At 70.3% G+C, this 11528-nt stretch carries 11 protein-coding genes; 3 read left to right on the forward strand and 8 right to left on the reverse strand.

What is annotated here, in order from left to right:
* Positions 1–36 precede the first annotated feature (36 nt).
* From ACH4D5_RS05970 to ACH4D5_RS06000, 7 genes are all read right to left on the reverse strand, one after another.
* Positions 37–1059, reverse strand: a complete 1023-nt coding sequence (locus ACH4D5_RS05970) for a Gfo/Idh/MocA family protein (RefSeq protein WP_398299048.1) — start codon at positions 1057–1059, stop codon at positions 37–39.
* Positions 1056–2099, reverse strand: coding sequence for a Gfo/Idh/MocA family protein (locus ACH4D5_RS05975; protein WP_398299050.1), 1044 nt, complete (start codon positions 2097–2099; stop codon positions 1056–1058). Before ACH4D5_RS05975 ends, ACH4D5_RS05970 begins: the two co-directional genes overlap by 4 nt.
* Before the next feature lie 48 nt (positions 2100–2147).
* Positions 2148–2984 carry a carbohydrate ABC transporter permease gene (locus tag ACH4D5_RS05980; RefSeq protein ID WP_398299052.1) on the reverse strand — a complete coding sequence of 279 codons (837 nt, stop codon included), beginning with the start codon at positions 2982–2984 and terminating at the stop codon, positions 2148–2150.
* Positions 2977–3924, reverse strand: a complete 948-nt coding sequence (locus tag ACH4D5_RS05985) for a carbohydrate ABC transporter permease (protein ID WP_398299054.1) — start codon at positions 3922–3924, stop codon at positions 2977–2979. Before ACH4D5_RS05985 ends, ACH4D5_RS05980 begins: the two co-directional genes overlap by 8 nt.
* Positions 3921–5177 carry an ABC transporter substrate-binding protein gene (locus ACH4D5_RS05990; RefSeq protein WP_398299056.1) on the reverse strand — a complete coding sequence of 419 codons (1257 nt, stop codon included), beginning with the start codon at positions 5175–5177 and terminating at the stop codon, positions 3921–3923. Before ACH4D5_RS05990 ends, ACH4D5_RS05985 begins: the two co-directional genes overlap by 4 nt.
* A gap of 67 nt (positions 5178–5244) precedes the next feature.
* Positions 5245–6378 carry an ROK family protein gene (locus ACH4D5_RS05995; protein ID WP_398299058.1) on the reverse strand — a complete coding sequence of 378 codons (1134 nt, stop codon included), beginning with the start codon at positions 6376–6378 and terminating at the stop codon, positions 5245–5247.
* Positions 6379–6501: 123 nt separating this feature from the next.
* Entirely contained in the window at positions 6502–7593 is a 1092-nt protein-coding gene (locus ACH4D5_RS06000) for an amidinotransferase (protein WP_398299060.1), read from the reverse strand.
* A 327-nt stretch (positions 7594–7920) separates the two neighbouring features.
* Between ACH4D5_RS06000 and ACH4D5_RS06005 the strand changes: the two genes are divergently transcribed.
* The gene (locus ACH4D5_RS06005; RefSeq protein ID WP_398299061.1) at positions 7921–9009 is read left to right on the forward strand and encodes a mechanosensitive ion channel family protein; all 1089 of its coding nucleotides are present in this window, start codon (positions 7921–7923) and stop codon (positions 9007–9009) included.
* 56 nt (positions 9010–9065) lie between these two features.
* A complete protein-coding gene (locus ACH4D5_RS06010) occupies positions 9066–9992 on the forward strand; it encodes a cation diffusion facilitator family transporter (protein ID WP_398299063.1) in 927 nt (308 codons plus the stop codon).
* Positions 9993–10015: 23 nt separating this feature from the next.
* On the opposite strand, the gene ACH4D5_RS06015 is transcribed toward ACH4D5_RS06010, so the two are convergent.
* Positions 10016–10237 carry a hypothetical protein gene (locus ACH4D5_RS06015; protein ID WP_398299065.1) on the reverse strand — a complete coding sequence of 74 codons (222 nt, stop codon included), beginning with the start codon at positions 10235–10237 and terminating at the stop codon, positions 10016–10018.
* A 279-nt stretch (positions 10238–10516) separates the two neighbouring features.
* On the opposite strand from ACH4D5_RS06015, the gene ACH4D5_RS06020 reads away from it, so the two are divergent.
* On the forward strand, positions 10517–11509 hold the full coding sequence (locus ACH4D5_RS06020; RefSeq protein ID WP_398299067.1) for an esterase/lipase family protein: 993 nt from the start codon (positions 10517–10519) through the stop codon (positions 11507–11509).
* The last annotated feature ends 19 nt before the right edge of the window (positions 11510–11528 follow it).

Raw genomic sequence — 11528 nt, forward strand, 5'->3', positions numbered from 1 at the left:
GCGGTAGGGACGTACGCGTCCGAAGGACGTACGCGTCTATTCGTCCCGGCCCAGCGTGACCGGGACTCCGCTGCGGGCCGACGCGTAGCCCGCCTCGACGATGCGCAGCGTGCGCAGGCCGCCCTCGCCGTCCGCGACGGTCATGCCGCCGTCCCCCGGCCCGTAGAGGAAGGCGCGCAGCATCAGTTCGTCCAGGTCGACGCCGAACGGCAATTCCGTGCCGCGTCCTTCGCGTTCGCTGAAGCCGTGCACCTTCTGGTCGAAGGCGTCCATCTCCAGGGTGGCGCGTTCGCCGACGACGGTGAGTTCCAGGCCGCCCCAGGAGTGGTGGGAGCGGGGGTGGGACCAGCTGCAGTCGATGGTGGCGACGGCGCCGTTGGAGTAGGTGACGCTGACCAGGCCGCCGGTCTCGGCGGCGACCTCGTCGGCGTACAGGAGGTTGTTGGTCTGCGCGTACACCTCGACGGGCCTGGCTTGTCCGAAGAGGTCGTCGAGCAGGTCGGCGATGTGCACGGTGTGGTCCATGAGGGCGCCGCCGCCGGAGAGTTCGGGCTCGGCGAACCAGCGGCGGGCGCGGGTCGGCATGGCGCCGTTGTTCGCGCCGGACACCGCGAGGACCCGTCCGGCGTCGCCCGCGTCGACGGTGGCCTTCACGGCGGCGTACGCCGGGCTGAACCGCACGGGGTAGGCGACCGCGAGCCGTACTCCCGCCGCGCGGCAGGCGGCGACCATCGCTTCGCCGTCCTCGACCGTGGCCGCCAGCGGCTTCTCGCAGAGGACGGGCACGCCGTGCGCGGCGGCACGTTCCACGAGGGGGCGGTGCCGGGCGTTCTCAGAGCAGACGATCACCGCGTCCGGTCGCTGGGCGAAGGCTTCCTCGTACGTGTCCGCGTACGCGACGCCTAGTTCGTCGGCGAGCGCGCGGCCCCGTACCTCGCCGGGTGCCGCGAGGTCCGTGTCGGGGTCGCTGCCCAGGACCTCGATGCCGGGCATGCGGTCCAGCAGCCGCAGGTAGCCCGCCGCGTGGACGTGGGCGAACGACAGGACGGCGACCTTCATCGCGCTGCCTCCTCGGTCCGGTCGGAAAGTGTGGCCGCGGCCGGTTCGACGACTTCACCGGTGCGGCTGGATTCCACCGCGGCCTCGGCTATCCGCACCGCTTCGACGCCGTCGCGCGTGCTCACGCGTGGTTCGGGCCCGCCGTCGTGCCAGGACGCGGCGAACTCGCGGAGTTCGGTGAGGAAGGGGCTCTCGGTCATGGGGCTGGACGGGATGCCCTCGTTGGCGGCGCGCATTCCCTGTGCGGTGATCCGGAAGCCGGGCACGGCGGTCGAGTCGTGGTGCAGCAGGCCGTCGGCGCCCGCGACCCGGAACGTGGTGCGGAACGGCTGGTCGGGCAGGCCCCACAGTCCGCTGATGTGGCTGACGGCGCCCGACGCGTGGGTGAGGACGGCGGTCGCGGTGACGACTTCGGGCGGGGCGCCGGTGGCGTGCTCGACGCCGCGGGTCCTGGCGTGGACGCGGACGACGTCGCCCGCGAGCCAGCGCGCGATGTCGATGTCGTGCACCATCAGGTCCATGATGACGCCGCCGGACTGGGCCGGGTCGCCGAACCACGGCGCCCACTGGGGCCTGGCCCCGCCGCGCGTGAAGCGCAGCACGGCGAGGGCGCCGAGGTCGCCGCGGGCAACGGCCCTGTGCAGGGCGGCGTACGCCGGGAAGTAGCGGACCACGTGGGCGGGATGCAGCCGTACGCCTGCCGCGGCGGCCGCGGCGGCGAGCTCCTCGGCGTCGTGGGCGGTGAGGGCGAGCGGCTTCTCGCAGACGACGTGCCGCCTCGCGGCGACGGCCGCGAGGACGAGTTCCTTGTGGGTGGGGGTGGGGGTGCAGACGTCGACGGCGTACGCGTCCGTGAGGAGGGCGTCCAGGGTGTCGACCGCCCGGACGTCGTGCCCGCGCTCGGCGTACTCCGCCGCGAGTTTCTCCGCGGAGCCGTCGACGGTGTACACGCTCACCCGGGCGCCGAGCGCCAGCCAGCCGGGCAGGTGGGCGCGCGCGATGCCGCCGGCGCCGAGCAGGCCTATGTGAAGCGGTGGCATGGAGAGGGGCTGCCTTTCTGTGGGGGGTGGTGAGGGGGCCGGGCCCGGTCAGTTCTTGGAGCCGGAGAGGGCGACGCTCTGGACGAAGTGCCGCTGGAGGAAGACGTAGACGAGCAGCATGGGCAGGCTCGCGACGAGCGAACCGGCCATCATGACCGGGTAGTTGGTCTCGTACTGGCCTTCCAGGGAGGTGAGGCCCGCGCTGATCGGCATCTTCTCCGGGTCGGTGTTGACGATCAGGGGCCACAGCAGGTCGTTCCAGGACCACATGGCGGTGATGACGGCGAGCGCGGCGAGCGCGGGCCGGATCAGCGGCAGCATGATCGACCAGAAGATGCGGAAGGACCCCGCGCCGTCGATGCGGGCGGCTTCCTCCAGCTCCTTGGGGAGCGTCAGGAAGAACTGGCGGAGCATGAAGGTGCCGAACGCGCTGAACATGCCGGGCAGGAAGAGCGCGGGCGCGGAGTTGAGCAGGCCGAGCGACTGGATGATGTCGTACTGCGGCAGGACGAGCAGGGAGCTCGGGACCATCAGGACGGACAGGAAGAGCGCGAACAGGGCGTTGCGGCCGCGGAATTGCATGCGCGCGAAGGCGTAGGCGGCGAGGGAGCAGAACACGAGCTGGCCGAGGGTGCGCCCGACGGTGTTGATCAGGCTGTTGGTCAGCATCTCGCGGAACGGCAGCGCGGTGAAGACCTCTTCGAAGCCGGCCCAGTTCCAGTTGTCGGGCAGGAAGGTGGGCGGCACCCGTGAGGTCTCCGCGAGGGTCTTGAGCGCGGTGAGCAGCTGCCACAGGAACGGGAAGACCATGACCAGTGCGCCGAGGGAGAGCACGGCGTGGGTGGCGACGGATCCGGCGTCGATGCGCCGTCGGCGCTCAGGCATAGTGCACCCACCTCTTCTGGATCCGGAATTGGAGGTACGTCAGGGCCGCGATGACCAGCATCAGCAGGAAGGCGAGCGCGGCTGCGGCGCCCTGGGCGTTCTCGACGAAGGCCCATTTGTAGAAGAGGCCGACGATCGACTGCGTATCGCCGATCGCGGGATTCGACTCACCCATCATGATGTAGATCAGGTCGAAGGTCTGCAGGGAATTGATCATGCAGATGACGGACGCGAAGAAGATGGTCGGGCTGAGCAGCGGGAGCGTGATGGTGAAGAACCGGCGCAGCGCCCCGGCCCCGTCGAGTTCCGCGGCTTCGTAGTAGTCCCGGGGAATTCCTTTGATGCCGGCCATGAAGATGACCAGGTAGTAGCCGGTGGTCGACCAGACGATCACCGTGCCGATCGCGTAGACGGCGGTGGAGGGGTCGGACACCCAGTAGCGGCCGTCGACGCCGACCCAGCCAAGGACTTCGTTGATGAGGCCGAAGTCGCCGTTGTAGAGCCAGTTCCAGACGAGCCCGACGGCGACGGGCAGTGTCACGAACGGTACGAAGTACAGGGCGCGGTAGAGGGCGACGCCGCGCAGCCCGCGCCGGTTGAGGAGGGACGCGACGACGATGGCGACCGGCAGCGCCATCAGCCCGATGGCGCTGTAGATCAGGGTGTTGCCGAGGGCCTGCCAGACGGTGACGTCCTTGACGACGCGGACGTAATTGTCGGTGCCGATGAAGGTGTGGCCGCCGAACGCGCCGAATTCGGTGAAGCTGTAGTAGAAGGTCTGAAGCAGCGGCCAGAAGTAGAAGACGGCGAAGCCGAGGCCGAGCGGCGCGATGAACCAGTAGGCGGAGCGCTGGTTGCGGGCCCCGGGCCGGGCGCCGGACGCGGACGCCCGGTCGCGCCCGGCCGATTTCGCGGCCGCCGTGGCGGGAAAGACACTCATGAGGCGCGTTCCTCCTTCAGGGCCCGGTCCATCTGCTCGCCCAGCGTGCGGGCTGCGCTCTCGATGCCGCCCTTGCCGCTGAAGGCGGCGCCGAGCAGCGGGTATTGCAGGTTCTCCCAGACGGCGGTGTTCTCGGAGCTCGGATAGGGCACCGCGTACTTCTGCATCTCGATGAAGTGCTTGAGGTCGAATTCGGGCATCGACTTGAGCCAGGCGTCCTGCGTGCCCTCGTACGAGGAGATGGTGACGCCCGCCTGTGCCTGGATCTCGGCCGCCTCGCGGCCCGCCATGAAGTGCACGAATTTCCAGGCGGCCGCCTTCTTGTCGCTCTTGGCGGAGATGACGTTCGCAAGGCCGTGGATGATGGTGGCCCTGCGGCGTCCTTTGGGCAGGACGGTGATGCCGCCGTGGTCCTTGATCGCGGGTACGGCGTACATCTGCCCGGCCATCGCGGAGAGGTCGTAGTTCATGGCGACCTTCTCCGACCAGTAGCGCACGCGCCCGACGGATTCGGTCATGGCGCTCTGCGGCGGTGACCAGCCCCGGTCGATCATGTCGGTCAGGAAGCGCAGGCCCTCGATGGTGCGTTCGTCGCCGAAGCCGGAGCGGCCGTCCCGCAGGATGAAGCCGTCGGCGCCGACAACCGCCGGGTAGATCTTGATCTGCCGGTGCATCTCGGCGGCGAAGCCGTGCACCCCCTGGCTGGGATCGGTGAGTTCGGCCGCCGCGTCCCGTACATCGCCCCAAGTCCAGCTCGGGTCCGGGTACTTGATGCCCTTCTTGTCGAACAGCTGCTTGTTGTACCAGAGGCCGATGGTGTCGAAGTCCTTGGGCAGGCCGTACTGCGTGCCGCGGTAGGCGTAGAGCTTCAGCAGGGCTTCCGGGTGGCGGTCCACGGGAGTGGCGTCGGCCTTGATGTGCCCGGAGAGCGGTTCGAGGACGCCGTTGGACGCGTACAGCTGGAAGTTGACGGCGTTCATCCAGAAGACGTCGGGGGCGGTGCCGCCGCGCATGGACGTCTTGAGAGTGGTCCAGTAGCTCGCCCAGGGCGTCAGCTGGATCCGCACGGATATGCGCGGGTTGCGCTTCTCGAACGCGGCGATGATCTTCTCCATGCCCGGCGCCTGCGCCGGATCCCACATGCCGTACGAGAGCGTGGTCCTGCCACCGCTGTCCGTGCCGTCGCTCCCTCCGGAGCAGGCGGCGAGCAAGGGGGCGGCCAGCGCCCCGCCGAGCAGAGTCCTTCTGCGCATGTGCGCCTTCGCCTCCCGATGAGTCGTCGGACGCCCCACGGCTCCCCCGCGCGTGGCGGGCCCGCCGCTACGGCGCCTTGTCCGCGAGCAGGTCCTCCTCCACCAGGTCGAGCGCCTTGCGTACGGCGCCGATGGCCACGCCCCGCTCGCCGAGCGAGCTCAGCGCGATGCGCGGGACGTGCAGGGTCATGGGGCGCAGCCGCTCTTCGAGGAGCGGCACGAGGTGCCGGCCGACGGGTGTCGCCCCGCCCGTCAGCACGATCAGTTCCGGGTCGACGGCGAGGGCGAGGGCGGCGATGCCCGGGGCGATGCGGTCGGCGAAGTCCGCGACGGCGGCTTGGGCGCGCGGGTCTCCGGCGTCCGCCGCGCGGGCCAGGGCGGCCACTTCGGACTCCCCGGCACGCCGCGCACCCGGCCACTTCAGGGCTTCCTGCGCGGTGCTCATGCCGAGCAGCGGCAGCATGCCCAGTTCGCCCGCGCCGCCGCGTCTGCCCCGGTGCAGCCGGCCGCCGATGGTGAGGCTGCACGAGACGCGGTGCCCGGTGAGTACGCAGACGACGTCGCCGGCGAGGGTGGCGGCGCCCTGCCAGCGCTCGGCGAGCACCGCGAGGTTCACGTCGTTCTCGACGAGGGTGTGGCCCGGCCGCCCGTCCTGGAGCAGCCGCCCGATGTCGACACCGGACCACTCGGGCACCACAACAGAGTTCAGGACGCCGCCCGTGTCCACCACTCCCGGCACGCCCACGCAGCGGGCGAGCACGGCGGCGCGGCGCGGGGCGTGGGCGTCGAGGAAGGCTTCCGTGCCGTGCCGCAGCAGGTCGAGGCGGGCGCCGCCGCCGAGCTCCGGGTCGATGTCGCGGCGGTGGGCGGCCAGCACGGTGCCGCCGAGGTCGGCGAGGAGCAGCACCATTTTGTGCAGGCCTATGTCGGCGCCGAGCACATGACCGGCCTCGGTGCGGAAGCGGAAGCGGCGTGCGGGCCGGCCGGGCGTGCGCTCGGCCGACTCCTCGGTGGACTCGCCGACGAGGCCGCGCTCGGACAGTTCCTCGACGGCGGCTTCCACGGTGGGCCGGGAGAGGCCGGTGCTCGCTGCGAGCTCGGCGAGGGTCCGCGGGCTGCGGTGGTGCAGGGCGCGCAGCACGACGGTGGTGTTGAGCCGCCGCAGCGCGTTCAGGTCGTGCCCACGAGCCCTGTTCCGCATCAGTGCTTCACCCCGTATCCGCGCGGCGGCAGCCCACTTGGCGGGCTGTGATGTCCACCGGCCCGCGGAATTAGGGAGGAGACTTGCATAACCGTCGCGGTGGGGGAACCCCTCCGGCGACGGTCAGTCGAAGTACGTCTCGAGCGTGCCGCGGCGCCGGACGTCGAGCGTCGCGCAGTGGAACGAGCCGCCGAAGGGCGCGTAGTGGAGCAGGTCGCACGGGATCGGCTCGAACCCCCACGATTCGAGGGCGCGCAGCATTCCCGTGTGGTGCCGCTCCGCGATGACCCGTTTCTCGTCGATCATCAGCACGTTCATGCTGAGCCACTTGCCGCACATCGAGGTCATCTTGAGCAGGCGCTCGTCGATGGGGTCGGGCTCCGGGGCGATCAGGACGTCCCACGAGTCCAGCACGTCGGGCAGGCGGTCGACGTCGACGTACTCGGGATTGACGAGGACCTTGCCGGGCGCGAGCAGGACGAACGTGGTGTCGATGTGCATGGGCACCCGGCAGCGGCTCTCGATCTCGTGGACGCGGTACTCCGGCCCGAGGTGACGGCGCAGCCATTCGATGCCCATCAGGTTGGTGACGTTGCTCCGCGTCACGAACAGGTCGCGGCCCGCCCGCACGAAATCCGCCGCGTCGAACACCGGCTCGAACTCGGTGAGGATGTAGCGCATCGGTTCGCCCTCCTCGGGAGGGCGGAAGTCCTTCTCGTACAGCGCCTCGGTGAGCTGGGGTCGCGGTGCCGCCGTCCAGCGCGCGCCGCGCCGGAAGTAGTCCTTGAGGAGTTCGCGGTACGAGTGCGTCTCGAAATAGCGGCACGGCCACGCCATCGGGGTCTCGATGATCTCGTCGCCGACGACGAGCATGCTGTCCCGCGGGCAGGAGTTGCAGAAGCCGCGCGACTGCCAGTCGGGGGTCCCGAAGCGGTGCTTGTGGTCGACGGCCGCCGGTCGTCTCACCGTGACGTCGAGGGATTCCAGGAGAGCGATGAACTGGTCGAGCTCCTGCTGCGCCGGCTCGATCAGCCGCTGCGGATACTCGAACCCGGCGGCGAGACCCTGCAGCCGTGCCGCCCAGGTCGGGATGTTGCACGCCACGACCGGATGGCTGGAGGGAATGGTCGCGCCCTCCAGCCGGCCGACGATGATCTCCTCCAGCGGATCCCACTCGTTGTGCGAATTGACGGGTGACATTCCGGGTCTGCACATGGGCGCCATGCTCAACCGCCTCCGCTCACGTAGATCGACCGGCTCGACCGGTCCGCCGAGTGCCGAGTGGCCAAATCGCCTGACTCAATGCTTTACCACGGGCAGCGCGCTCATCGGCGCATGGACAGACGTGGCCGGTCTGTGAAGATCCAGGTGGGGGTATGCACGCCTGCCGTGGGCGGATGGGGCAGGATGACGTCCGCGCCGGAACCGAGCTCTCGTCCCGGCGTGACCGCACTCCCCGGAATCGAGCAGGTATCACAAGGTGACGTCACATCACATACGCCCCACACAGGCGCACTCCCCCCGTACGACGGGAGCGAACTGATGACCCGTGCCCTCACACTGCACGACTGGATCGTGGCCGGTATCGCGGTCGTCGCCGGCGTCGTCGCCGGGCTGCTGCTCCGCGCACTCCTGAGGTGGCTCGGCGAACGGGCGAGCAAGACCCGGTGGAGCGGTGACGACGTCATCGTCGACGCCCTGCGCACTCTCGTGCCCTGCGCGGCCATCACCGCCGGGCTCGCCGCCGCGGCGGGCGCGCTGCCGCTCACGCCGCGCACCGGACGCAACGTCACCATGACGCTGACCGCGCTGCTCATCCTCGCCGCCACGCTCACGGCGGCCCGGATCGTCACCGGCCTGGTGAAGGCCGTGGCGCAGTCCCGCTCCGGAGTGGCCGGATCGGCCACCATCTTCGTGAACATCACCCGCGTCGTGGTGCTCGCGATGGGCTTCCTCATCGTCCTGCAGACCCTCGGCATCTCCATCGCGCCGCTGCTCACCGCACTCGGCGTGGGAGGTCTCGCGGTCGCCCTCGCGCTGCAGGACACGCTCGCCAACCTCTTCGCGGGCGTGCACATCCTCGCCGCGAAGACCGTGCAGCCCGGTGACTACATCCAGCTCAGCAGCGGGGAGGAGGGCTACGTCGTCGACATCAACTGGCGCAACACCACGGTCCGTCAGCTCTCCAACAACCTCGTCATCATCCCCAACGCGAAGCTCGCCGGCACCAACATGACCAACTACAGCCGCCCCGAGCAGGAGCTGTCGATCATGGTGCAGGTCGGGGTCAGCTACGACAGCGACCTGGAGCAGGTCGAGAAGGTCACGACCGAGGTGGTGGACGAGGTGATGGCCGAGATCACCGGCGCGGTCCCCGACCACGAGGCGGCGATCCGCTTCCACACCTTCGGCGACTCGCGGATCAGCTTCACGGTGATCCTCGGCGTCGGCGAGTTCAGCGACCAGTACCGCATCAAGCACGAGTTCATCAAGCGCCTGCACCAGCGGTACCGCGCCGAGGGTATCCGGGTCCCCGCCCCCGTGCGCACGGTCAGGGTGCAGCAGGGCGAGCTGCCGCCGCTCGGCATCCCGCACCAGCGCGACACCTCCACCCAGGCCCGGCTGCACTGAGCCGACCGGCGGTCGCTCGGTGGCGGGTGCCGCGCCGCCGTGGTCCACTCGCGGGCATGGGGCACGACCACGGTCCGTCCGCCGGGGCGGCGGGCGGCACTCTCAGCGGCACGTACCGCAAGCGCCTGCTGTGGACCATCGGCATCAGCGGCTCGATCACCGTCATCCAGGTGGTCGGCGCGCTCCTGTCCGGCAGCCTCGCGCTGCTCGCCGACGCCGCGCACAGCCTGACCGACGCGGTCGGCGTCTCGCTGGCCCTCGGCGCCATCACCCTCGCCCAGCGGGCGCCGACGCCGCGGCGCACCTTCGGGTTCTACCGCGTGGAGATCTTCTCCGCGGTCCTGAACGCGCTGCTCCTGGTCGTCATCTTCGCCTGGGTCCTGTGGTCGGCGATCGGCCGGTTCAGCGAGCCGGTGGAGGTCAAGGGCGGCCTGATGTTCGTGGTCGCGCTGGGCGGGCTCGCCGCCAACCTGGTGGGCCTGTGGCTGCTGCGGGACGCCAAGGAGAAGAGCCTCAATCTGCGGGGCGCGTACCTGGAGGTGCTGGGCGACGCGCTCGGCTCGGTCGCGGTGATCGTGGGCGGCCTGGTCATCCTGCTCACCGGGTGGCAGGCCGCCGACCCCGTCGCGTCGATCGTCATCGGCCTGCTGATCGTGCCGCGCGCGTACGGCCTGCTGCGGGACTCCTTGCACGTCCTGCTGGAGGCGACCCCGCAGGACGTCGACCTCGGCGAGGTGCGCCGGCACCTGCTGGAGGAGCGGGGCGTGGTCGCCGTGCACGATCTGCACGGCTGGACGGTCACCTCGGGGATGCCGGTGCTCACCGCGCACGTGGTGGTCACGGAGGCGGCTCTCGCGAGCGGGTACGGGGAGCTCCTGGGGCGCCTTCAGCGGTGTGTCGGGGGCCACTTCGACGTGACCCACTCGACGATCCAGCTGGAGCCGGAGGGGCATGTGGAGGAGGACGGGGCTCTGCACACGTAGGGCCGCGCAGGGCCGCCGGCGGGTCAGGTGCCCTCGGTTCCGAGGACTCGTCGCACCGCCTGCTGGGCCGCGTAGAAGTCGGCGTCGGAGACTGCCGGGTCGTCCTCGACGCCGTCGAGCCACTCCGCGATCTCGTCGGCCGTCCACAGGTCGAAACCCTTTGGAATGTCCAGTGTCGTGGTCTCCGCGCGGAGCTGCTCGGCGGCAGCCGCTTCCTTCATGCTGCGCGTGCTGACTTCGATCATCGTGATCGTGACGCTCCCTTCGGTTCTTGAGGGGGACGGACGGGCGACCATGCCAGAGGCTCCCCCGGGATGTCCAACCGGACCGTCCGCCCAGGTCACGGTCCCCTCGCGCACGGCGCGGGGCGGCGGGGCCCGGGCGCTTCGCCGGACGGGCCCGGCCAACTGTCAACTACTCGGCCCCGTGGGGCAGTTGACGGCTACTGTGGCGCCGCCGCACGATGAGGTGCTCCCTCTGGCGGGAGTTTCCGCTCACTCGTGAAGGTTCCTGTGGAGGTCACCGTGCGCTTGTCCTCATGGCTCGGCGGACTCGTGGCGGCCGTGCTGGCCGCCACCGTCCTTCCGGTCTCCGCCGCTTCGGCGGCGGACGATTCCTCTCCCCCGTTGGAGATACCGGCGGCCGAGCTCGCCAAGGCGCTGCACTGCGGGACGGAGCTGGGGGACCTGCGTGAGGCCGGTGACAAGCCGACCGTCCTCTTCGTGCCCGGGACCGGCCTCAAGGGCGAGGAGAACTACGCCTGGAACTACATGGCCGAGTTGAAGAAGAAGGGCTACCAGTCCTGTTGGGTGGATTCTCCCGGTCGCGGGCTCCGTGACATGCAGGAGTCCGTCGAGTACGTGGTGTACGCGACCCGCGCGATCCAGGAGGCCACCGGCCGGAAGGTCGATCTCGTCGGGCACAGCCAGGGCGGGCTCCTCACGGCGTGGGCCCTGCGCTTCTGGCCGGACCTGCCGGGGAAGGTCGACGACATGGTGACCCTGGGCTCCCCGTTCCAGGGGACCCGGCTGGCCTCACCCTGCCGCCCGATCGCCGAGGTGGCGGGCTGCCCGGCGTCGGTCCTGCAGTTCGCCCGCGACTCGAACTGGTCGAAGGCTCTCGGCGCCGACGGCACGCCCATGCCCGCAGGACCGTCGTACACCACGATTTATTCGTACGCCGACGAGTCCGTGGTGGCCGACGGGGAGGCGCCGTCGCTGCCGGGCGCCCACCGCATAGGCGTCCAGGACATCTGTCCGGGGCGGCCGTGGCCGACCCACATCGCCATGGTCGTCGACCAGGTCAGCTACGACCTGGTCGCCGACGCGATCGAGCACCCCGGTCCCGCCGACACGAGCCGCATCGACCGCGCGCACTGCGCCAAGCCGGTCATGCCGCTCAACAGCCAGGAGGCCGTCGACGCCCTGCCCGGCCTGCTGAACTTCCCGATCGAGCTGCTGATCCACAGCCAGCCGTGGGTCGACGAGGAGCCTCCGCTGCGCCCGTACGCGCGGTGAGAGCGGCTCAGGCGGCCAG

It is taken from the genome of Streptomyces sp. NPDC018029, assembly GCF_044327655.1.
In the GTDB taxonomy this organism is placed as follows: domain Bacteria; phylum Actinomycetota; class Actinomycetes; order Streptomycetales; family Streptomycetaceae; genus Streptomyces.